Source organism: Prevotella sp. HUN102, from assembly GCF_000688375.1.
Classification (GTDB): domain Bacteria; phylum Bacteroidota; class Bacteroidia; order Bacteroidales; family Bacteroidaceae; genus Prevotella.
The window spans coordinates 1,846,891-1,870,492 of record NZ_JIAF01000004.1; the positions used below are offsets into that span (position 1 = coordinate 1,846,891).

The following is a 23,602-nucleotide window of genomic DNA, read 5'->3' on the forward strand; positions in this document are numbered from 1 at the left end:
CTGAAATGAACAATAAGATAGAAGTGTTGGGAGCACGGGTACACAACCTCAAGAACGTTGATGTTACAATGCCGCGAAACTCCCTGATTGTTTTCACAGGATTGTCTGGCTCTGGTAAGAGTTCGTTGGCTTTCGACACTATTTTTGCCGAAGGCCAACGGAGATATATTGAAACTTTCTCTGCCTATGCAAGAAACTTCCTTGGAGGAATGGAAAGACCCGACGTGGATAAGATTACAGGACTCTCTCCCGTCATTTCCATTGAACAGAAAACCACAAACAAGAATCCCCGCTCTACCGTCGGCACTACGACGGAGATATACGATTATCTCCGTTTGTTGTACGCACGAGCAGGCGTTGCCTATTCCTATATGAGTGGTGAAGAAATGGTAAAATATACCGAGGAGCGAGTTGTTGAGATGATTCTCAACGACTATGCCTGCAAAAGCATATACATTCTTGCACCTCTCATCAGAAACAGAAAGGGACATTACCGTGAACTTTTCGAGCAAATGCGAAGAAAGGGTTATCTGTATATCCGTGTTGATGGCGAGATTCTTGAGATTACCCGTGGAATGAAGGTGGACCGTTACAAGAATCACAACATCGAAGTAGTCATTGACAAAATGAAGCTCGGTGCATCAGACGATGATTCTTTCAAGGAACGACTTGCAAAGACCGTTTCCATCGCTATGCGGCAAGGCGATTCCCTTATAATGATAATGGATAAGGAATCGGGAGAAGCCAAATACTTTTCCAAACGTCTGATGGATCCCGTTACCGGCATTGCCTACAAAGACCCGGCTCCGAATATCTTTTCATTCAATTCGCCAGAAGGTGCGTGCCCACATTGCAAAGGTTTGGGTAAGATAAACGAAATAGACCTTGGCAAAGTGATTCCCGACACTTCGCAGAACATTCACGAAGGAGCCATAATCCCTCTTGGAAAATACAAAAACCAAATGATATTTTGGCAAATCAGTGCTATTCTTGAGAAGAGCGACTGCACACTTAAAACGCCCGTTAAGGAGATTCCAAAGGAGACTTTGGACGAAATTCTTTACGGATCGCTCGAAAAAGTAAAGATATCAAAGGAACTTGTACATACTAACTCCGATTATTTCGTTGCTTTTGATGGAGTTATCAAGTATTTGCGCACAGTAATGGAAACCGACGAGACGGCTGCCGGAAAGAAATGGGCCGACCAATTCATTGCCGAGAAGACCTGCCCGGAGTGCAATGGTCAGCGTCTTAACCGTGAAGCCCTGTCCTATCGCATTTGGGAAAAAAACATTGCCGAACTGGCTTCGATGGATATCACAGACTTGAAAGCGTGGATAGACGCCGCAGACCATCACCTGAATGAAAAACAAAGGAAAATTGCATCCGAAATTATCAAGGAAATCAGAAAACGCATTGATTTTCTACTCGACGTCGGACTTGACTATCTGGCATTGAATCGTCAGAGTGCCACGCTGTCAGGTGGAGAAAGCCAGCGAATCCGACTGGCAACACAGATTGGTTCACAACTTGTAAATGTGCTTTATATTCTCGACGAGCCTTCGATAGGACTCCACCAGCGGGACAACGACAGACTGATAAAGTCATTACGGGATTTGAGAGACTTGGGAAATACGGTCATCGTCGTAGAACACGATGAAGATATGATGAAAGCTGCCGACTGGATAGTGGACATTGGTCCTAAAGCAGGACGCAAAGGTGGCGAAGTAGTATTTCAAGGAACTCACGAACAAATGCTCAAAACCCACACATTAACAGCGCAATACCTTAACGGAGAGCAGAGCATAGCCATTCCGTCCGAACGACGAAAAGGAAACGGAAAGTCCATTTGGATGAAAGGGTGCAGAGGCAACAATCTGAAAAACGTAGACGTAGAACTTCCATTGGGCAAACTGATTGTAGTAACAGGGGTTTCAGGTTCAGGAAAGAGCACGCTCATCAATGAAACGCTCCAGCCTATCCTCTCCCAACATTTCTACCGTTCGCTCAAGAAGCCGATGGAATACGATGAAATCGTGGGAATCGACAATATAGACAAAGTCGTAAACGTGGATCAAAGCCCTATCGGGCGAACTCCCCGCAGCAATCCTGCAACATATACGGGCGTATTCTCTGATATAAGAAACCTTTTCGTAAATCTTCCTGAAGCTAAAATACGTGGTTACAAGCCCGGCAGGTTCTCCTTCAATGTGAAAGGAGGCAGGTGTGAAGAATGCGGGGGCAATGGTTATCGAACTATTGAAATGAACTTTCTTCCCGACGTAATGGTTCCTTGTGAAGTTTGTCACGGAAAACGCTACAACAGAGAGACTTTAGAAGTTAGATTCAAGGGAAAATCTATTGCAGATGTGCTCGATATGACTGTGAATATGGCTGTTGATTTTTTTGAAAACGTACCATTAATTCTTCCAAGAATCAAGGCATTGCAGGATGTGGGACTGGGATATATAAAATTAGGACAGAGTTCCACCACCCTTTCCGGTGGTGAAAGCCAACGCGTAAAACTTGCCACAGAACTCTCAAAACGTGATACTGGCAAGACACTCTACATTCTTGACGAACCTACAACTGGTCTTCATTTTGAAGATATCCGTGTCTTAATGGGTGTTCTTCAGAAACTTGTTGATCGTGGCAATACAGTTCTAATCATTGAGCACAATCTCGACGTGATAAAACTTGCAGACTATATCATCGATATGGGGCCTGAAGGAGGACGCGGAGGTGGAAGAGTGCTTGTTACGGGTACTCCGGAAGAAGTTGTTAAGAACGAACAGAGCTATACTACTCCTTTCCTTAGAAAGGTATTGAAAGAAAACAAGTAAGTTTATTCCACCATCAACGGCTGCGATACGCACGATTCCTGATTGGAAACAAGCGTATCGCAGCCGTTGTTCATCTGTATTTAACAGAATTACACACACCAATCAGGATCTATCTTTCTGTGAATTATCTTAACAAAACACGCTTTATAATTCGATTATTTCCGACAAAATATTTTTCTTTTTCAAATATGAGAATTATGCGTGTGCATAAATAAGCCCCAAATTATCAATGTATTGCCATCTCTTGCAATCAATGTGTGCAACCGAGTCCCATTAAAAACTTCGCAAACTCATCAATATTTCCGACTTTTGAAACATTTTTTGTACATTATTCTTCGCAGTTTTACCATTCATTCTTCCTAAGAATAATCTGTATTTGTCGCAAGATTGCAATTCAAACTTCGTGCTTCTGCACGCCAATGCTTCGTTTTTTCAATCCTCCTTTACAAAACAAGGTTAATTATTCTATAGATTACCGAAAAATAATGTGCGATTTTTGGTAAACAAATTTTACAATCTGAAAGTCAGATTAAAACAAAAGCGTTTTCCCACAATCATAGGAAAACGCCTTTGTTATTTTTAGTTATCGGATTCAAAATGAATGAATTGCGAAAAGACAGAACATTTGATTAAATGAACAACATACCGATTTGGAAGACAAGAGCACTGACAACCCACGCCAAAACCGTTGTATAAACGGCAGAGAATATGCCCCATTTCCAACTGCCGGTTTCTCCCTTAACGGCAGCGATAGTAGCAACACAAGGAAAATAGAGCAATACGAATATCAAGAAACTGAAGGCCGTAAGCGTTGCAATGGGTTTTGCTTTCTGATAGCTGACATTATGCAGCTTGGCAACATCAGTTGTCATTTGTTTCTTCAGCAGTTCGTATTTGCCATTATCGTCATTGTATTCCGTATCGTCCACAAACGAATCGTTGTCAGAATAAAGCACGCCGAGCGTTGAAGCCACGATTTCCTTCGCACCTGTGCCTGCAAGCAAGCCAACATCAAGTTTCCAATCGAAGCCTTGAGGTATGAATACAGGTTCAATGGTCTTCCCTATTCTTCCTATATAACTCTGTTCCTGTTGCGCCTGTCGGCTCATATTAGGATCATCGGGCAATGGGAAATAGCCCAGTGCCCAGACAATAATGGACGCCACAAGGATGATTCCTCCCATCTTTTTCAGATATTGCTTACCTTTTTCCCACGTATGACGGCCGATGGCTTTCCACGTTGGGAAACGATAAGGAGGAAGTTCCATCACAAACGGCGTATCTTCGCCCTTCACAAAGAAGGTGGAGAATATCTTGCTCAGCACCACAGCCATCAGAATACCAATCATATAAAGTGAAATCATTACCAATGAACGGTACTGGATAGCGAAGAATGAACCCGTAATCATTATGTAAATAGGAATACGCGCAGAACAGCTCATCATAGGAAGGATGAGCATCGTAACCAGTCTGCTCTTTCTGCTTTCAATGGTTCGTGTTGCCATAACGGCAGGCACGTTGCATCCGAATCCCATAATAAGAGGAATGAACGATTTTCCGTGCAACCCCATCTTGTGCATCAGCTTATCCATAATGAACGTGGCACGTGCCATATATCCACAATCTTCCATATAGGAAATGAAGAAATAGAGAATGAGAATCTGCGGCAAGAAAACTATCACGGAACCTACGCCTCCGATTACACCATCTACAAGCATTGCCTTCACAGGGCCATCGGGCAGATAATTGCTTACGAACCCTCCTATCCAAGCTACTCCGTCCTCAATCCAAGTCATTGGATATTGTCCGGCATAGAAAGTAACGTAGAACATTACGAAAAGCAACAAAAAGAATATCGGGAAACCCAAATACTTGTGTGTCAGAATATGGTCTATCAAATGCGTAATTTGGTAAGTGTCCTTTTTCTTTCCCGTAGCATATTCCGATTCTTTCAGCGCACCATTGATGAAACCGTATTTGGCATCCATAATGGCAGTTTCAATATCGGTTCCAGTCTCTTCTTTCACGCGATTGGCAACATTTTGTTTATGTTCCTGTATCTCTTCAGCATCGGGGAAAGCTGCTATGAAGTCGTTGATTTCACTATCGTTTTCAAGAAGTTTTATGGCAAGATAACGGGTTGAATACTTAGGGCGAAGATCCTCATTTTTCTTCAGATGCTCCTGAATGTCGGCAATACCTTGCTCTATTTCGTGTCCGTGATTGATATGAATGTGCCGATAGCCGGATGTTTTTCCTTCTTTTCCCTCGTAAACAGAAATGGCTTGCCCGAATAAATCCTCAACGCCACGTCCGCTTGTAAAAACGGTGGGAATCATCGGCACACCAAAGAGTTCTGAAAGTTTCCTGAAGTCTATGTTATCGCCTCTCTGCTCGGTTTCATCGTACATATTCAGTGCGCAAACCATCGGAATGTGCATATCTATGAGTTGGGTGGTAAGATAGAGATTGCGCTCCAAATTGGAAGCATCCAACACGTTGATGACAATGTCCGGTGTCTTCTCTATCAGTTGTTTGCGCACATACAGTTCCTCCGGACTATACGCCGAAAGGCTGTATGTGCCGGGAAGGTCTACCAATTCAAAATGGTATCCTCCGAAATCAGCCCTGCCATATTTTGCATCTACCGTAACTCCGGAATAATTTCCCACACGTTCGTGGGCACCGGACACAAAATTGAAGAGCGAAGTTTTGCCACAATTAGGATTACCCACAAGGGCTACATTGATAATATGCCGCTGTTCGTTTGCTTTTTTGCTGATTTCATCGGGTGTCAAAGCACCTTCGTCAGTGTCTCCATCCTCTATTTCAATCGCTTTTACCTCATTATCTCCTTTTTTTACAGGGATACTCTCACTGCTTGAAACAACCTCTATGAGATCTGCCTCACTGTGTCTTAAACTGACTTCATAGCCTAATATCTGGTATTTTACTGGATCGCTTAAAGGAGCATTGAGCAGCACCTTCACCTCCTTGCCAGTGATGAAGCCCATTTCTATGATTCGTTTTCTGAAGCCTCCCTGTCCTGCAACCTTAACTATAATGCCGGTTTCGCCAGTCTTCAATTCTGATAATTTCATAATCGCTTTTGTTTTATGCAAAGTTACGAAGAAAAATGCACAATAATATATAGTGGAAATTTAAAGAACGAAAGAATACCTACAAATGGGGGTAGAGGATAAGGCATTTGAGGCTATAACATACCTAAATGATTCAGATTTAGGATAAGGTAAGAAGCGCACAAGTAAACGAGCTTACAAGCAAATTCGTTCTGAATAAATCCAACCTCTATCCAGTTTTTCGTTTAATCTATTAAGAAATAAGGCAATTTGCTTGTAAACTTATCTACTTGTTCACTGGTAAAGAATCAACTTATCCGAACAATAATCTCAACGCTTCCTCCACTTTTGACACAGGATGAACATTGATTTGAAATCTTCCTTTAAGTCCTTGACTATTGTTCCGAGGAATAATTATGTGTTCAAAGCCCAGTTTTTCGGACTCAGCAATTCGCTGTTCAATCCTATTTACCGGACGGACTTCGCCACTCAGCCCAACTTCGCCGCACATACACCAACCTGCTTCGATTGGTGTATCAACGTTTGAGGAAAGAACGGCAGATATTACGCTTAAATCCATAGCCATATCCGTGATTCTCAATCCACCGGCAATGTTCAGAAAAACATCCTTCTGCATAAGTTTAAAGCCCACCCGCTTCTCCAATACGGCGAGAAGCATATTCAGTCTGCGCTGATCGAAGCCTGTAGCTGAACGCTGTGGAGTTCCGTATGCAGCCGAAGAAACCAATGCCTGTGTCTCAACCAAGAAAGGACGCACGCCTTCAATGGCACTTGATATAGCAACACCCGATAAGTCCTTGTGCGCATCCGTGATGAGCAACTCGGAAGGATTGTTTACTTCGCGAAGACCTGTCTGTTGCATTTCGTAGATTCCCAGTTCGGAAGTAGAACCAAAACGATTCTTTATGCTTCTTAGGATTCGATACATATAATGCTGGTCTCCCTCAAATTGGATGACAGTATCTACAATATGCTCCAAAACCTTCGGTCCGGCAATCGTCCCCTCCTTATTGATGTGTCCGATAAGAATAACCGGTATGCCGCTTGTTTTGGCTAATTGCAACAAAGCAGCTGCACATTCGCGTATTTGAGTAACGCTTCCGGCACTACTCGTAACAGTTTCTGTTGCAACCGTTTGAATAGAATCAACGATTAACAGTTCTGGCTTGACATTCTTTATATGCTCGAATATCTTTTCAAGAGAGGTTTCTGACAATATCTGAATCGAATCAGGAATGTTATGCGTGATGCGTTCGGCACGCATTTTTATTTGCTGTGGGCTTTCCTCTCCACTCACATATAAGACATTCTTGTCCAGATTCAGGATTGTTTGCAGGGTCAAAGTACTCTTCCCTATACCGGGTTCTCCTCCAACAAGCACGATACTACCCGGCACCAGACCTCCGCCCAGCACTCTGTTCAGCTCTGCATCCTTCATATCAATGCGAACTTCTTCTTTGGAAGAAATCTTATTCAGAGGCTGAGGTATGTTCAGTTTGGCTATTCCTCCATTGGTATTCATCAAGTTCTGAGCAGTATTTCTTATTGCTCCGGAACTTACTTCTGAGGCAATTCTGAATTCCTTGAAAGTGTTCCATTGCCCACAACTCGGACATTTGCCTATCCATTTAGAACTTTCCTGCCCACAGTTGTCGCAGACGTATGCTATCTTATCCTTTGCCATATTCGACAAAAGTAACAATATTTTTCCTTGTTACAAAATTTATTCTTAATTTTGCAATATATGAAAAGATTAAATTATTTGCTGATTTCAGCCCTTTTGGTTCTTATCGGCTGTTCTCCTTCCGAAGAAAAGCAGAAGCAAGATAATGCCGAACAGGCTAAAAAGGAAAAACTTGCTTACGAAAAGGCTTTCAAAGTGGCAGTTATGCCCACTATGGATTGCCTTCCCATATATTTATTGAAAGACAGTATTCTGTTCGATTCAACAAAGATAGATATTCGTCTGAAGCAATACAACGCACAGATGGACTGCGATACGGCTATTATCAATGGCAGAGTGCAAGCCTCCGTTACGGACCTGTTTCGGGCCGAACGTCTGAAAAGACGCTACCACACACCAATTACGTATCTCACGGAGACGAATGCGAAATGGCAACTCATAGCCAACAAGAAATCAAAACTTACAAAACTCTCGGATCTTAGCGACAAGATGATTGCAATGACGAGGTTTTCAGTTACCGACTACCTGACAAATAAAGTGGTAAAAGATGGAAAACTCAAGTTTCAGGCCTACAAAGTTCAAATAAACGACGTGTTGGTTCGTCTGAAGATGCTGGAAAACGACGAACTGGACGCATTATGGTTTACCGAACCACAAGCAGCACAGGCAAGAGTATGGGGCAATAATGTACTATACGATTCAAAAGAAGACGCATTCATACCGGGAGCAATCGTCTTTGTCGGCGCACCATCCATTACCGAACAACAGGAATTTCAGAACGCTTACAACAAGGCGGCAGACCTCATTAATAAAAATGGAGTTCAATACTATTCTGCCTTGATAATGAAGTATATGAAAGTGGGCGAAACCGTCGTGAAATCATTGCCTAAACTGGAATACAAGAAAGCGATACAACCACGGCCTGCCGACCTCAACAAGGCTCGTTCTAATTAATTCCAACCTACCAAAATACTGATTGTGAAGAATATTCAAGACGCAATACAATGCATTCAAGCAAAGAAGCTGGACGATGCCATCGGACTTCTTGCCCCTCTTTTTGAATCGAAACCATCGCTGATTGGACACGAAGAAATGACGGCAATCGCCAACGATTTCTCCCTTATGAAGCAATTTATGCTTCAGGGAGTAAAGGATCCCGAGAGAGAAAATCTCTATCTCAGCCTTCTTCAGCGACTTTATAAAGTTGCCGCAAATATTGAAATCAGTTGGCGATGCAAGAATTTTGACATCTACGTGAACGCTTTTCGGACGAGCGACCATCAGAACACGAGCCACGACTTCATCCAATCAGTGCTCGAAAATTTCGTTTCAGACGTTGCTATGCTCTCATTGGAAAGCGAAAGTGTCCGAAATGACAAACGAACAGAGATATTTGAACGCCATCAGCATTTTATGGATCGGCTTTTTTCCACGATACTCGTCTCTTGCCAATGGAAATCTGCCGATGTAAAGTTCTACGAAAACATCCTGACCTCTCCTTTGGTAGACCTCAACGACCAACTACTCATCATCAGCGCAATCAGCATCAGCACGATGAATGTTTTCGATATCAATAAATTCAAAGTGCTAATAAACATCTATTCATCGGCTTTGGACGAGAATGTAAAACAGCGCGCACTGGTTGGCTGGGTGCTTTCCATCGTGGATAATCTTGATATTTTCCCAGAGCAGACGAATCTCATAGCAACCGTTTGCAAGGAGGAAAAAGCAAGACTGGAGCTTCTCGAACTGCAAATACAGCTTTTCAGCAGCCTTGATGCCGAAAAGGATAACGACAAGATTCAACAGGACATAATGCCTAATCTGATGAATAATTCAGGATTCACTATCAACAGATTCGGCATCAGCGAAACGGACGAGGACAAGATGGAAAACATTCTCAATCCGAACGTGGACGACGAGAAGATGGAAATCATCGAGAAGAACATCCAGAAGATGATGAAGATGCAGAAAGAAGGTTCAGACATCTATTTCGGAGGCTTCAAGCAGATGAAGCGTTTCGCCTTCTTCAGCAAGATTTCAAACTGGTTTATGCCCTTCGTTATCGATCATCCTGAATTAAGTTCGGTAAGAAACAAGTTGCAAGATTCGGCATTTCTGAATCTCCTGTTCAAGCAAAACACCTTCTGCGAATCGGATAAATACTCGTTGGCACTGGCATTGTCGAGTATCATCGATAAGCTGCCTAAGAATATGCTGGAAATGCTCAACACCAACGACAGCTTTGCCTTTGCCGGAGGCACTATCCCCGACGAGGAAAAGACCGCATACATCAGGCGAATGTATCTGCAAGACCTGTTCCGTTTCTATCGCATCCATCAGGAATACAGAAGCGATATCGTGAATCCTTTCCACAAGACAAACCATCACGTAATCTATTTCTTCACGAAGAAGATTTTTGAAAACATTGCTTTGGGCAATCAGAAGATAAGGCTCGGAATGTATCTCTATCGGCATTCGAGACACACGGAGCTATACAATCTCCTTGAATCCTTCTCTTCCGAAAACCATAAATACAACACCCTGAAGGGCTATTCCTATCTATACAGAAACGAGTTCAAGCGGGCGTATTTTTACTTCGACAAAGTGCTCGTTCTCGCCCCCAACAACACTTGGGCATTGAACGGAAAGGTAAACGCCGCTCTTAAGAACGAGGACTATGAAACGGCTGCCTCCACTTATTCCAAACTATTGGAATTGAATCCCAATAAGCAGCATTATATTCTCAATCATAGCATTGCGCTCATCAAACTCGACAGAGCCAATGAATCACTCAACGCATTGTATAAACTTGAGTTTGAAAATCCTGACGACAAGAAAGTGAAGCGCATTCTTGCTTGGGCACTCCTCTGCAACGGTCAGACCGAGAAAGCCATCGAACATTATAAGGCATTGCTGTCAGACAACCCGTCCGATTCCGATTTTCTCAATGCAGGCTATGCCTACTGGATTGAAGGAAACATAGCGCAAGCCTGCAATTGTTTCCAAAACTGGAAGCAGATATGCAAGGACAAAGAACTCCTTGACGAGTTCCGAAAGGACGACTACCTATTAAATAAGGTAAATATCTCTGAAATTGACCGTGAACTGATGATCAGTCTTACCAATCAATAGGACTAAGAGAATAAATACAAGTTTACAAACAAGTAGATATTCACTATTAACAGTTATCATATTCAGGTCTGCTTTCAGACTATCTTTTCATCAGGAGACGAGTCTGAATTTTGTTAGTCATCTGTTTTTGAGGACTTTTTAAGTATCTGAAAATCAATATATAACAACTTCATTTCCAAACGTGCGAAGAATGCGCTCCATTCTTCGCACGTTTGCATTGTATTCTTCGCACATTTATATTGCATTCTTGCGAAGAATGCTTTTCACTACTCAGTTAGTTCAAAATCATATTTGATTCGCCAGTAATAACAGTAGCCTTTCTGAACCGATTATATTATTTCTTTGAAGCGTTTAATGGAAAGAAAAATATGTATTTCCGAACTTTAATAAATAGAAGAAATTGCGTATATTTGCAGAAACTATCAATAATAACGGAATGGAAATAAATAATATGAACAAGGAAAGCGAGAAGCTATATAAGATTTTGTTTATCTGTCTGGGCAACATTTGCAGGTCGCCTGCTGCCAATGCTGTGATGCAAAAGATGGTGGACGATGCAGGATTGTCCGCAAGATTCCTTATCGATTCAGCCGGAATCGGGAATTGGCACGTGGGAGAATTGCCAGATAAGCGAATGCGCAACCACGGTTTCAAGCGTGGCTATCAGGTAAACCACATTGCAAGGCAGTTTGATGCACGGACAGACTTCGAAGCGTTCGATTATATTATCGTTATGGATGAGGATAACTATAAGAATATCAATCGAATGTCGCAATCTGATAAAGAAAAGAAACAAGTGATAAGGATGATTGATTATATAACCGAACATCCCGAAGCGACTTCCGTTCCCGACCCATATTACGGTGAGGGCAAGGACTTCGACTATGCGCTGGATCTCATCGAAGATGGATGCCGAGGCTTACTGCAACGGCTTTGCGAATCAGAATCAACGCCAAACTCTTTATAAACTCCCTGTTATGCAAATAATTTTAGCTTCGGCAAAGATAATGAATGCCTCTGCCGACGTCGCATTGCCCACCGTTTCCGAACCTGCTTTCAAAAAGGAGGCAGAGCTTTTCGCACTCGAATTAGGTCAGCTTTCAGCAGAAGAACTGAAGGAGCAACTGCGTTGCAGTTTGCAATTAGCTATGGAAAACAAGCTGCGCTATCAGGATTTTTTCAATGAAGAGGCAAAGATGCCGGCGATACTGGCCTATTATGGTCAGGCATATAAGTGTCTGAAAGCGCAGACTTTAAAGAACGACGATTTCTCCTTTTCAATCAATCATCTTTGGATTCTCAGTTTTCTCTATGGTATGCTCCGTCCGTCAGACAATATCCATCCTTACAGATTGGAGGGGAAAATGAGTCTGGAAGCCACGGACGGCAAGAATATGTTTGCTTATTGGAAACCGATTCTCACGGATATGCTGATAGACTCGGTTAAAAATGACGACGGAATACTCGTACATTTGGCGACGGAAGAATATCAACATCTTTTTGATTGGAAACGCGTGAAGAAGGAACTGAACGTGATTCAGCCTCATTTTATGGTAAATAAAGGAGGTATGCCGAAGAATGTAACGGTATATGCTAAGAGTTGTCGGGGGGCAATGACGAGATTCATTCTTCAAAACAGGATAACCAAGCCCGAAGAGTTGCTCACTTTTGAGTATGAGGGTTTCCAATATAGAGAAGAAAACAGGGTTTTGATGGGCAAGAAAGCAAAATTCGACGTAGGTTCGGATCTTCTTTGGATTCTGGACGCATAGATAAAACTGCATTGAAAGAATATCTCCAGCTTATCCTTTAGAGCAGAATACACACACTCAGAATGCTGTATTCCGCACTTTAAGGAATATTATTTACAAAAACTAATCGCAAAAATTTTTGCGATTAGTTTTTTTCTTGTATATTTGTATTGTCAAAACCTAAATAAATGATGGAGCTTGCTGTCAAAATGCCGGTCAGCTTCCAAAAGCCTGAACCTGTAAAAGAGCAAGCACAGTAAGTAAATAAACAGAAACAATATGAACAATAACGTCTAATCAAAGCGATGAAATACTTAATTATACCAGAAAGAGCTAACAAGCAGCTTCCTTTTTATTTCGCAGTAGAAGAGTATGTAGCGCGTACTTATACTGACGATGACTATTTTATGGCATGGGTGGTAGACCCAACCGTGATGCTGGGTCGCAACCAACTCATAGAAAATGAAGTGAATGTGGACTATTGCAAAACCAATGGCGTACACATATATCGCAGAAAAAGTGGTGGAGGATGTATCTATGCTGACCACGGCTGTATGCAGTTCTCATACATTTCCTTTGCAGAGAATGTGAATTTGGCTTTTACCGACTATATGAAAAAGGTGGCAGAGCTGTTGCAGAGCCTCAACATTGATGCAACACTATCGGGCAGAAACGACATTCTCGTGGATGGAAAGAAGGTTGCAGGCAGTGCATTTTACAGACTGAAAGGCCGTAGTGTGCTCCACAACTCCTTGCTTTTCGGCACGATGCTCGACCATCTTTCCAATGCTCTTACACCTTCCAAGGAGAAGTTGCAAAGTAAAGGAGTTGCATCAGTAAGTCAGCGAGTTACGAATATTGGTCAATACACTTCTTTAAGTATAGAAGAATTTATAGCCTATACCCAAAAATATATGTGTGGCGACGAAGTTCGTGTGCTTACTGCCGAAGATATGAAAGGCATTGAGGAGATAGAACGAGAACTGGCATCTGACGATTTCGTTTATGGAAACAATCCGAAATACACGGAAATGCGGAAAAAGCGTTTTGAAGGAGTGGGAACGCTCGAGGCTCACATAGAATTAAAGAATGGAATGATTGCCAATATCAACCTGATGGGCGATTATTTCCTTACCGGAGATATTGACAGGGAGTTGCTGGATTTGCTCCACGGCGTTGAGTTTACGCGTGAAGCCGTTCGGGAGAAACTGGAGACAATAGATATTTCCACAGTCGTTCGCAATCTGAAACTCGACCAGTTCCTGCGTCTGCTCTTTGGACGTCCTCCACACGTTATGAAACCGGAATGGCTGAAGATTAATCTTACATCCAAGAAATCGTCCGGAGAGACGGCGGGAATCCTTGCCCGGCACCATCTGAACACCATCTGCACGAGCGGGCTTTGTCCGAACCGTACCGAATGTTGGGCTGCCCGCACGGCAACTCTGATGATTGGTGGCGAAATCTGTACGCGCAAGTGCCGCTTCTGCAATACGCTCAGCGGCCGTCCTCTTGCTTTGAACCCCGATGAACCACGCCACGTGGCAGAATCCATCAAGGCCTTGAACCTGAGATATGCAGTAATAACGTCTGTCGATCGCGACGATCTGCCCGATTATGGTGCAGAGCATTGGGTAAAGACCGTGGAAGCCATCCGGGAGTTGAATCCTGACACGAAAATTGAACTCTTGATACCCGACTTTATGGGCAAGTCCGAGTTGATTAGAAAGGTGGTTGCCACCAAGCCTCACGTTTGTGGGCACAATATGGAAACGGTTCGGAGACTTACTCCTTCGGTTCGCAGCGTGGCTCAATACGACCGCAGCCTTGAGGTATTGGCAGAAATAGTCCGCTGTGGCGTTCAGGCAAAAACCGGTTTTATGCTGGGTTTGGGTGAAACACACGAAGAGATTCTGCAAACAATGTCCGATATTCTTGCTACGGGCTGCAAACGGCTCACACTTGGGCAATACCTGCAGCCTACTGCCAGCCATCTTCCTGTGGCTGCATATATCAGTCCCGAGAAATTTGCAGAGTACAAGCAAATCGGGCTTGCGATGGGTTTCAAGCACGTAGTGAGCGGTCCGTTGGTTCGTTCGTCATATCACGCAGCCGAAGCTGATGCGTAATCAAAAAAATGGTATGAATCAAGGTGTAATCGTTCGATTCAAAAGAACTTCATTGATATGGTTAGGTTGCTGATATATGGCAACCTAAACTTTATATATAGCATTTCTGGAGGTCCGATAATGGTTTTGCAGATTATTACTGTCAGCAGCATTGAATGCTGATAGTTCCTAAATAGTGTTGCAATCAATGGGGAGTTTCAGTAAATTTTGCTATCTTTGCCTGTCCTTTACAATATAGATTATATGCGTTTAGACAAGCTGTCAATTATCAATTACAAGAATATTCAGGCAAGTACGTTGAATTTGTCGCCCAAGATGAACTGCTTTATAGGTCATAACGGCGAAGGAAAGACGAATTTGCTCGATGCCATCTATTATCTTTCGTTTTGCAAGAGTGCATTTAATCCGAAGGATTCGGAAGTGATGCGCCACGAGAGCGACTTTTTTGTACTTGAGGGCAACTATCAGACCGACTCTGGCGATGCGGAACAGATATACAGTAGTATGAAACGTGGCACGAAGAAGCATTTCAAACGCAATAAGAAAGAATACAAAAAGCTGTCCGAGCATATCGGATTGATTCCTCTTACATTCGTTTCTCCGTCCGACAGTTCGCTGATAGAGGGAGGAAGCGAGGAGAGAAGAAAGTTGATGGACGTAGTGATTTCACAGTACGACCGGCTTTATATCGAAACTCTCACGCGATACAACAAGACTTTGCAGCAGCGCAACAGTCTTTTGAAACAGGAGGAAGAACCAGATCAGACGCTGATGGAACTTCTTGAAATGCAAATGGCTGAGTTCGGCGAGCAGATTTACAGGAAGCGTGAGGATTTTGTGAAGGAACTAACCCCTGTTTTTCAAGAGATTTACCAAACTATTTCCAAAGACCGTGAGCAGGTGTCGCTGGAATATGTTTCTCACGGACAGCGTGGAGATTTACTGAACGTGATTCAGCGCGACCGCACAAAGGACCGTATAATGGGTTATTCGCTCCACGGTATTCATAAAGACGACTTGCTGATGATGCTGGGAGGATATCCGATGAAGCGCGAAGGGAGTCAGGGCCAGAACAAGACGTTCGTGTTGGCTCTGAAACTGGCGCAATTCAATTTCCTGAAGCGTACGGCAGGCAACAATACGCCCTTGCTGTTGCTCGATGATATATTCGACAAACTGGATGCCGACCGAGTTGAGCAAATCATAAAACTTGTTTCGGGCAAGAACTTCGGTCAGATATTCATAACCGACACCAACCGAGACCATCTGGACAGGATTTTGCACTCGTGCGATTCCGACTACAAACTGTTTGCAGTTAAGAACGGCGAGATAACCGAAAAGAATCAGGACTATGTTTAGAAGAAAAGTGGAATCGCTTGCTGATATTCTCGGCAAGACTTTGCGTGATAATGGTTTGGAAATGCCCCTGATGCAGAAACGTGCCGTGGATGCCTGGGACGTGGTTACAGGTAAGACGGTTGCAAGATATACTGCCGAGAAATATATCCGCAACCAAACGCTGTTCGTCAAGATAACAAATCCGGCACTGAGACAGGACTTGTCGATGATGAGGACACAACTGGTAAAACGTCTCAACGAGCACGTTGGCTCATTTGTAATAGCAGAAGTAAGAATCTATTAATTTGAGCAAAAAATGGAATATCCAACGCTCATATTCATCTTGTCTGTCTAAACCTTCTCCTGCGTAAATTCAATGATTTTCTATCATTTAGTAAGTTCATAACCTTATTAACAATATTTTAAACAGAAAAAGACTGTCTTTTTTTTGAGTATTCGGATATATTTATTACATTTGCACAAAAAGATGTCTGACGAAGACAGTAAAGCCTAATCGAACATCGTTCAGAGTCTTTGAGAAAGCCTAAGCAAAACAGGACATTAAGCCTTAAAATCAAGCTGAAAGCCAATGAGGAAATGTCTGATTTGAGGAAAATTCTAAAACCAAAATACAAATATGGAGAACAAAAGAACCTGCCTTTATGACAAGCACGTAGCACTCGGTGCTTTGATTTCACCTTTCGGTGGATTTGATATGCCTATTCAGTACTCAAGTATTATCGATGAACACAATGCAGTAAGACAGCATTGTGGTGTATTTGATGTTTCCCATATGGGAGAAATCATCATTACCGGTAACGATGCTGAAAAGTTCGTAAACTATATTTTCACAAACGATGTTATCGGTCTTGAAGTTGGCAAGGTAATATATGGTATGTTCTGTATGCCCGATGGTGGCGTGGTGGACGATACCTGCATCTGCAAGATTGGCGAAGACTGCTTCCTTATGACCGTGAATGCTTCAAACATCGACAAAGACAGCGAATGGATAAAGCAGAACGCCACAGGTTTCGATATCAATATCGACTATGCCAGCGACCGTTATGGTCAGCTTGCAATTCAAGGTCCTGACGCAGAAAAGATTATCGAAGAAAAACTGGGCATTCCTTGCACTGAATTGAAGTTCTATGAGGTTAAGTGCCTTGAGAAAGATGGTGAGCAAATCATTATCTCCCGTACAGGTTATACAGGCGAAGACGGCTTCGAGGTTTACAGTTCTCCTGCATATATAGTTAAGGTATGGGATATGCTGATGGCTGCCGGAGTTACACCGTGTGGACTCGGTTGCCGTGACACACTCCGTTTCGAGGCAGGTATGCCATTGTATGGCCACGAACTCTCTGAAGTTATCACTCCAGTTATGGCTGGTCTTTCAATGTTCGTTAAGTTTGAAAAGGAAAACTTCATCGGCAAGGAGGCACTTTTGAAGCAAAAGACAGAAGGCGTTACAAAACGTCTGCGTGGTATTTGGCTCGACGACAATGCTATTCCAAGAAATGGATACAAGGTGTTCAAGGATGGTCAGGAAGTTGGAGAAATCACAACCGGCTACAAACTTATTTCTGTTGAAAAGAGTTGTGCAGTAGCACTTGTTGATGCTTCTGTAAAGATGGAAGACCGCGTCGAAGTTCAGATTCGCAAGAAATTCTTCCCTGCTACGGTTGGTAAGAAGAAATTTTACGACCCACACTACAAGAAATAAATTCTCTAACGGAGATTAAATAATAATTCTATTGGGCGATAGCCTTATGGTTCTCGCCCACCCTATCTAAGACAAACTAATAAACAATTAATCGAATATGGCAAAAGTTATTGAAGGACTCTTCTATGCAGAGTCACACGAGTATGTAAAGGTTGAAGGCGATTTCGCTTATATCGGTATCACAGACTATGCACAGCACGCACTTGGCAACGTAGTATATGTTGATATGCCGGAAGTTGACGACGAAGTAGAATTCGACGAAGGTTTCGGAGCCGTAGAAAGCGTTAAGGCTGCGTCTGACCTGAACTCTCCTGTATCTGGCAAGGTGGTTGAAGTAAACGAAGCACTCGAAGATCAGCCTGAACTCTTGAATCAGGACGCATTTGCTAACTGGATTATCAAGGTTGAACTTTCAGACAAGTCTGAACTGGACAAACTTATGGATGCAAAGGCTTACGAAGAGTTCTGTGCAAAATAGTTATTCAGCAAACTTTTTCTAAAGCATAAAATAACTGTTTTCCTTCTCAAAATAATCTTTGTGAAAGAAAACAGTTATCTGCTTTTAAAACAGATGCTTTAATGTTACTACTGAATCAAGCGGCATCTGTAATTGGAAAACATAATCAACAAATACTAAAGAAAAATGAATTTTAAATTCTTCCCACATACCCAAGAAGAGACACAGGCTATGCTTGATAAGATTGGTGTGAAAAACATTGAAGATCTTTTTGCAAACATTCCTGAAGTATTGCGTTTCAGAGGGGAATACGATATTCCTGAAGCTAAGAGCGAGTTAGAAATCAGAAACTTCTTCAATCAGCTTGGAAACAAAAATCAGTTGCTGACTTGCTTTGCCGGTGCTGGCGTTTACGATCATTATGCACCAAGCGCAATTCCTACTATTGTAAGTCGTTCTGAGTATCTTACGTCATATACTCCGTATCAAGCAGAGATTTCACAAGGTACGCTCCACTATATCTTCGAGTTCCAGAGTATGATAGCCGAACTCACGAATATGGACATCGCTAATGCGTCATTGTACGACGGCTCTACGGCTACTGCCGAGGCTATGCTCGTTGCCAATGCTGCATCCAGCAAGAACAATACTATCCTTTATTCAGAAACCATCGACCCAAAGATTATTGACGTACTGAAGACTTACGCTCATTTCCAGAATATTAATCTTGTAGCCATAAAGAACGAAGATGGTATCACTTCAAAGGCTGATTTGGAAGCTAAGATGAATGAAGGTGGCGTTGCAGGTGTTATCGTTCAGCAGCCAAACTATTACGGTATCACAGAAGACTTCACAGGATATGCTGATATCTGCCACGGCAAGAAGGCACTGTTCATCGTAAACAGCGTTGCTGCCGACCTTGCATTGCTCAAGACACCGGGTGAATGGGGAGCTGACATTGCTGTCGGCGATGTTCAGAGTCTTGGTTTGCCAATGGCTTTCGGTGGCCCTTACGCAGGCTATATGGCTACTACACAGAAGTTGATGCGCAAGATGCCGGGTCGTATCGTTGGTCAGACAAAGGATACACGTGGTCAGCGTGTATTTGCACTTACATTGCAGGCTCGCGAACAGCACATCCGTCGTCAAAAAGCCACATCCAATATCTGCTCTAATCAGAGTTTGATGGCTCTCTACGTTACCATCTATATGTCTCTGATGGGCAAGGAAGGTGTAAAAGAAGCTGCAAAGATGAGTTTCGACGCTGCACATTACCTCTGCGATAAGATGGTGGCTACTGGTAAAGCAGAATTGGTTTACAATCAACCATTCTTCAATGAATTCTTGATTAAGATTGAGAATCGTGATGTATTCTATGACAAGGCTATTGAAAAGGGAATCCTGCCGGGTGTTAAGGTATGCGATGATAAACTTCTCGTAGCCGTAACAGAAAAACGCACTAAGGAAGAGATAGAAGCACTTGTTGCCCTTCTCTAATTCTCTATTTTGACAAGAACGTTTTTATTAACATCTTAAATTATTGAAGAAATGAACAATAGATTATATGGCAATTTAATATTTGAGCTTTCCCAACCAGGTCATAAAGCTTACAGCCTACCAAAGAATGATTTTGGAAGCTACGAATTTCCAAACAACCTGAAGCGCGAAAAGGATGCAGAACTTCCTGAATGTGATGAACTTACGGTTGTAAGACACTATACAAACCACAGTGGCAACAACTTCGGTGTAGACAATGGATTCTATCCTTTAGGATCTTGTACTATGAAGTACAATCCAACAATCAACGAAGAGATTGCAGCTATGCCTCAATTTACAGGGTTGCATCCTCTCCAACCGTTGAACACAGTACAAGGTGCTTTGGAAGTTCAATACAACTTGCAGCAAGCATTAGCAAGCATTTCAGGCTTGCACGATTTCACACTAAATCCTTATGCAGGTGCTCACGGCGAATTTACCGGTTTGATGATTATCGCATCTTATCATCAGCACCGCGGTGATATGAAGCGTACAAAGGTTATCATTCCTGATTCAGCGCACGGAACCAATCCGGCATCAGCAGCCGTTTGTGGTCTTGAAATTGTTGAGGTAAAGAGTACACCCGAAGGACTTGTAGATGTTGAGGATTTGAAACCATTGCTCGGTGATGATATTGCCGGTATGATGATGACCAATCCTAATACACTCGGTCTTTTTGAAAAGGAAATTCCTGAGATTGCCAAGTTGGTTCACGAATGTGGTGGCTTGATGTATTACGATGGGGCAAATCTAAATCCAATGTTGGGCGTTGCCCGTCCTGGCGATATGGGCTTCGATGTTATGCACATCAATATTCACAAGACATTCTCTACTCCTCACGGTGGTGGTGGTCCCGGCGACGGTCCTGTTGGCGTAAGAGAAGACTTGGTGCCATTCTTGCCAAAGCCACACGTAATCAAAACTGAAAATGGATTCGATATGGAATTGCCAAAGCACGGCGAAGAGTTTACTGTAAAGAATCTACACGTTGGTCCTCATCTTGGTAACTTCCTTGTAGGTCTTCGTGCCTACGTTTACATCCTTACATTAGGGAAAGAAAACTTGAAGTGGGTTGGTCCTTATGCTACATTGAATGCAAACTACATCAAGGAATGCCTGAAAAACGACTACGAGTTACCTATCGGAGACATCTGTATGCACGAATTTGTATTCGACGGTTTGAAGGACAAGAGCACAGGCGTTACGACTATGGACGTTGCAAAACGTTTATTGGACTACGGCTATCACGCTCCAACTATCTACTTCCCATTGCTGTTCCACGAAGCAATGATGATTGAGCCTACCGAAAACGAAAGTAAGGCTACTCTCGACAGCTTCATCGGAATAATGCACACGATTGCCAAGGAGGCACGTGAGATTCCTAATGAAGTTAAGGAAGCACCACACAACACACCAATTGGTCGCGTAGACGACGTACTGGCAGCTAAGGAACCTATCCTTAACTATCGTCAGGCGATGATGAAGTAAATGCCTAAAGTAAGAATATTATGGAAAAAACCGATTTAATTATTATCGGTGCTGGCCCTGGAGGCTATCATACTGCTGTTCACGCAGCAAAAGATGGCCTCAAGGTTACTATCATCGAAAAAAAACATCCAGGTGGTACCTGCCTGAATGAAGGATGTATCCCAACAAAAAGTTTCGCACACGATGCAGACTTATACCGCAATCCTCTCCTATCCTGTGTAGGTGGTGGACACGTTAGGTTTAATCGAATACAAGAGCGCAAAACTGAGGTTATCAATACATTACGCGAAGGTGTAAAGGGATTGCTTTCTCAGCCCGGAATTACTTATATAGAAGGTGAAGCAAAGTTTGTAGACAAGAAAGTGATTGAAGTAAACGGCACACAGATTACTGCTGACAACATCATCATTGCTACCGGTTCACGTGCTCGTATGCTTCCTTTCATCCCTGCATTGGATTCTCCGGAAGGAAAAGTACTGCAAGGAAAGATAATGACATCGACAGAACTCTTGGACATTGACTATATACCTAACCGAATGGCCATTATCGGTGCCGGTGTTATCGGTCTCGAGTTGGCATCTGCCTTCGAAACATTCGGCAGTTCCGTAACTGTTATCGAGTTTATGAAGGAATGCTTGCCGACAATGGATTCCGACATCGCAAAGCGTCTTCGCAAGACAATGGAAAAGAGAGACATCCAATTCCACTTGCAAAGTGGTGTAACGGCAATTGAACCAACTGCCGACAACAAGCAAGTAACCGTATCTTTCAACCAAAAGGGACAGGACAAGCAAGTAACGGCAGACGTAGTGCTCGTTGCTACTGGCAGAGCTGCGAATATTGAAGGACTCAACCTTGAGGCAGCCGGCATCAACTGTATCAAGCAAGGCATTGAAACAGATGAAAACTACGAAACGAACGTTCCCGGCGTCTATGCTATCGGTGATGTTAATGGCAAACAGATGCTTGCACACGCTGCCACATTCCAAGGAATGCGCGTTATGAACAGAATATTGAACAAGGAAGACAAAATCCGTTTCGATATTATGCCGGCAGCCGTTTTCACCTATCCCGAGGCAGGTTCAGTGGGTCTTTCAGAAGATGCGTGCAAGAAGGAAGGCATCAAGTGCATCGTGAAGAAGGGATTCTATCGTTCAAACGGTAAGGCATTGGCAATGGAAGAAACCGAAGGATTGCTGAAGGTCATTGCAAATGAAGAAGGCAAGATTATCGGTGCTCACGTATTCGGTGCCCATTCAGCCGACATCAGTCAGGAAGTGGCAGCACTAATGAACAATGATGCAACGTTAGATGATTTGAGAGACATCATTCACATTCATCCAACCATTGGCGAGATTCTCCTTGATGCCATAATTTAAGTGTGAATGTTTGGCACATAAAAAAGAATGTGCTATCTTTGCACGCAGAAAGGACAAACAACAGTCGTATCGATTCGATCGGGATAGTCATCAAATAAATAAGAAAACCGAGATGACTTCTCTTGTTGATGGCGGGCCACATAAAGCGCATTTAAGCGACTAAGCCGTAAAGGCCAGTGGATTACAAAAACGGAGAGCTCTCTTATCATTGATACTCGGACTTTTCATCACATCATCGATACGACTTTTCCATTTCCTCTCTTTTGAGGGGGCACGAAGGCGAGGCTCCAATGAGAACCTCGCCTTTATTTTATTAATCCAAATAAACCCGAAAGTTCATATTCAATAAAAACTGATTTTAAATTATGTTCTCAGGCATTGTAGAAGAAATGGCACAGGTAATAGCCATTGAACGTTATCAAGAAAATATTGACTTCACGCTCAAATGTTCATTTACCAATGAACTGAAGATAGACCAGAGCATTGCGCACAATGGAGTTTGTCTTACCGTCGTTCGTCTTACAGATGATACATATACGGTTACGGCAATGAAGGAAACCTTAGACAGGTCGAACCTCGGTCTGCTTAAAGTTGGAGACCGTGTAAACGTAGAACGTTCAATGATTATGAACGGACGTTTGGACGGACACATCGTGCAGGGACACGTTGATGAAACTGCAAAGTGCAAGGCGATAGAAAATGCCGACGGAAGCACCTACTTCACATTTGAATATGAGCAAAACGCAGAAATGGCACGCCGTGGTTATTTCACGGTAGACAAGGGATCCGTTACCATCAATGGTGTATCGCTTACCGTCTGCGAACCAACCGACAACACTTTCAAGGTGGCTATCATCCCTTATACACGCGAAAATACAAACTTTGCAGACATTCAGGTCGGTTCGGTAGTCAATATCGAGTTTGACATTCTTGGCAAATATATTGCAAGACTAAACAGTTTTCAGAAGTAAAGCTGAAAAAATGGAATTACAGACAAATTGAATCAAGACACAGAATCATAAAAACAATACGCCCTCG

The 23,602-nt window shown here is 42.9% G+C and carries 16 protein-coding genes; 14 read left to right on the forward strand and 2 right to left on the reverse strand.

Annotated features, from left to right (window positions below):
• Window positions 1-5: 5 nt before the first annotated feature.
• Complete coding sequence (gene uvrA / locus P150_RS0113200; protein WP_028898100.1) at window positions 6-2,843, forward strand: excinuclease ABC subunit UvrA; 2,838 nt, start codon at window positions 6-8, stop codon at window positions 2,841-2,843.
• A 629-nt stretch (window positions 2,844-3,472) separates the two neighbouring features.
• On the opposite strand, the gene feoB is transcribed toward uvrA, so the two are convergent.
• Both feoB and radA read right to left on the reverse strand, forming a co-directional pair.
• Window positions 3,473-5,944, reverse strand: coding sequence for a ferrous iron transport protein B (gene feoB / locus P150_RS0113205; RefSeq protein WP_028898101.1), 2,472 nt, complete (start codon window positions 5,942-5,944; stop codon window positions 3,473-3,475).
• A gap of 292 nt (window positions 5,945-6,236) precedes the next feature.
• Window positions 6,237-7,628 (reverse strand): DNA repair protein RadA, encoded by a 1,392-nt coding sequence (radA, locus tag P150_RS0113210; protein ID WP_028898102.1) that lies wholly within the window; start codon window positions 7,626-7,628, stop codon window positions 6,237-6,239.
• 60 nt (window positions 7,629-7,688) lie between these two features.
• Here radA and P150_RS0113215 point away from each other — a divergent pair, with 60 nt between their 5' ends.
• The 13 genes from P150_RS0113215 (at window position 7,689) to P150_RS0113280 (ending at window position 23,535) form a co-directional block, all read left to right on the forward strand.
• The gene (locus P150_RS0113215; protein ID WP_028898103.1) at window positions 7,689-8,582 is read left to right on the forward strand and encodes an ABC transporter substrate-binding protein; all 894 of its coding nucleotides are present in this window, start codon (window positions 7,689-7,691) and stop codon (window positions 8,580-8,582) included.
• A gap of 24 nt (window positions 8,583-8,606) precedes the next feature.
• Window positions 8,607-10,763, forward strand: a complete 2,157-nt coding sequence (locus P150_RS0113220) for a M48 family metallopeptidase (protein WP_051617640.1) — start codon at window positions 8,607-8,609, stop codon at window positions 10,761-10,763.
• Window positions 10,764-11,199: 436 nt separating this feature from the next.
• A complete protein-coding gene (locus P150_RS0113230; RefSeq protein WP_231477614.1) occupies window positions 11,200-11,730 on the forward strand; it encodes a low molecular weight protein-tyrosine-phosphatase in 531 nt (176 codons plus the stop codon).
• A gap of 10 nt (window positions 11,731-11,740) precedes the next feature.
• Window positions 11,741-12,535, forward strand: a complete 795-nt coding sequence (locus tag P150_RS0113235; RefSeq protein WP_028898106.1) for a YaaA family protein — start codon at window positions 11,741-11,743, stop codon at window positions 12,533-12,535.
• A 284-nt stretch (window positions 12,536-12,819) separates the two neighbouring features.
• Entirely contained in the window at window positions 12,820-14,643 is a 1,824-nt protein-coding gene (gene lipA / locus P150_RS17220) for a lipoyl synthase (RefSeq protein WP_081819332.1), read from the forward strand.
• 243 nt (window positions 14,644-14,886) lie between these two features.
• Window positions 14,887-16,002 carry a DNA replication/repair protein RecF gene (locus P150_RS0113245; RefSeq protein WP_028898108.1) on the forward strand — a complete coding sequence of 372 codons (1,116 nt, stop codon included), beginning with the start codon at window positions 14,887-14,889 and terminating at the stop codon, window positions 16,000-16,002.
• Window positions 15,995-16,285, forward strand: coding sequence for a DciA family protein (locus P150_RS0113250; protein ID WP_028898109.1), 291 nt, complete (start codon window positions 15,995-15,997; stop codon window positions 16,283-16,285). The genes P150_RS0113245 and P150_RS0113250 overlap by 8 nt, the downstream gene beginning before the upstream one ends.
• 333 nt (window positions 16,286-16,618) lie before the next feature.
• The gene (gene gcvT / locus P150_RS0113255; RefSeq protein ID WP_028898110.1) at window positions 16,619-17,704 is read left to right on the forward strand and encodes a glycine cleavage system aminomethyltransferase GcvT; all 1,086 of its coding nucleotides are present in this window, start codon (window positions 16,619-16,621) and stop codon (window positions 17,702-17,704) included.
• 97 nt (window positions 17,705-17,801) lie between these two features.
• Window positions 17,802-18,182 carry a glycine cleavage system protein GcvH gene (gene gcvH, locus P150_RS0113260; RefSeq protein ID WP_028898111.1) on the forward strand — a complete coding sequence of 127 codons (381 nt, stop codon included), beginning with the start codon at window positions 17,802-17,804 and terminating at the stop codon, window positions 18,180-18,182.
• A gap of 165 nt (window positions 18,183-18,347) precedes the next feature.
• Complete coding sequence (gene gcvPA / locus P150_RS0113265; protein ID WP_028898112.1) at window positions 18,348-19,658, forward strand: aminomethyl-transferring glycine dehydrogenase subunit GcvPA; 1,311 nt, start codon at window positions 18,348-18,350, stop codon at window positions 19,656-19,658.
• A gap of 51 nt (window positions 19,659-19,709) precedes the next feature.
• Window positions 19,710-21,185 carry an aminomethyl-transferring glycine dehydrogenase subunit GcvPB gene (gene gcvPB, locus P150_RS0113270; protein WP_028898113.1) on the forward strand — a complete coding sequence of 492 codons (1,476 nt, stop codon included), beginning with the start codon at window positions 19,710-19,712 and terminating at the stop codon, window positions 21,183-21,185.
• Window positions 21,186-21,205: 20 nt separating this feature from the next.
• Window positions 21,206-22,564, forward strand: coding sequence for a dihydrolipoyl dehydrogenase (lpdA, locus tag P150_RS0113275; RefSeq protein WP_028898114.1), 1,359 nt, complete (start codon window positions 21,206-21,208; stop codon window positions 22,562-22,564).
• Window positions 22,565-22,929: 365 nt separating this feature from the next.
• Complete coding sequence (locus P150_RS0113280; RefSeq protein ID WP_028898115.1) at window positions 22,930-23,535, forward strand: riboflavin synthase; 606 nt, start codon at window positions 22,930-22,932, stop codon at window positions 23,533-23,535.
• Window positions 23,536-23,602: the final 67 nt, after the last annotated feature.

Excerpts from the sequence above, each read along its gene's own strand:
- uvrA (WP_028898100.1), top strand. The coding sequence starts at position 6 with ATGAACAATAAGATAGAAGTGTTGGGAGCACGGGTACACAACCTCAAG.
- feoB (WP_028898101.1), bottom strand. The coding sequence starts at position 5,944 with ATGAAATTATCAGAATTGAAGACTGGCGAAACCGGCATTATAGTTAAG.
- radA (WP_028898102.1), bottom strand. The coding sequence starts at position 7,628 with ATGGCAAAGGATAAGATAGCATACGTCTGCGACAACTGTGGGCAGGAA.
- P150_RS0113215 (WP_028898103.1), top strand. The coding sequence starts at position 7,689 with ATGAAAAGATTAAATTATTTGCTGATTTCAGCCCTTTTGGTTCTTATC.
- P150_RS0113230 (WP_231477614.1), top strand. The coding sequence starts at position 11,200 with ATGGAAATAAATAATATGAACAAGGAAAGCGAGAAGCTATATAAGATT.
- P150_RS0113235 (WP_028898106.1), top strand. The coding sequence starts at position 11,741 with ATGCAAATAATTTTAGCTTCGGCAAAGATAATGAATGCCTCTGCCGAC.
- lipA (WP_081819332.1), top strand. The coding sequence starts at position 12,820 with ATGAAATACTTAATTATACCAGAAAGAGCTAACAAGCAGCTTCCTTTT.
- P150_RS0113245 (WP_028898108.1), top strand. The coding sequence starts at position 14,887 with ATGCGTTTAGACAAGCTGTCAATTATCAATTACAAGAATATTCAGGCA.
- P150_RS0113250 (WP_028898109.1), top strand. The coding sequence starts at position 15,995 with ATGTTTAGAAGAAAAGTGGAATCGCTTGCTGATATTCTCGGCAAGACT.
- gcvT (WP_028898110.1), top strand. The coding sequence starts at position 16,619 with ATGGAGAACAAAAGAACCTGCCTTTATGACAAGCACGTAGCACTCGGT.
- gcvH (WP_028898111.1), top strand. The coding sequence starts at position 17,802 with ATGGCAAAAGTTATTGAAGGACTCTTCTATGCAGAGTCACACGAGTAT.
- gcvPA (WP_028898112.1), top strand. The coding sequence starts at position 18,348 with ATGAATTTTAAATTCTTCCCACATACCCAAGAAGAGACACAGGCTATG.
- gcvPB (WP_028898113.1), top strand. The coding sequence starts at position 19,710 with ATGAACAATAGATTATATGGCAATTTAATATTTGAGCTTTCCCAACCA.
- lpdA (WP_028898114.1), top strand. The coding sequence starts at position 21,206 with ATGGAAAAAACCGATTTAATTATTATCGGTGCTGGCCCTGGAGGCTAT.
- P150_RS0113280 (WP_028898115.1), top strand. The coding sequence starts at position 22,930 with ATGTTCTCAGGCATTGTAGAAGAAATGGCACAGGTAATAGCCATTGAA.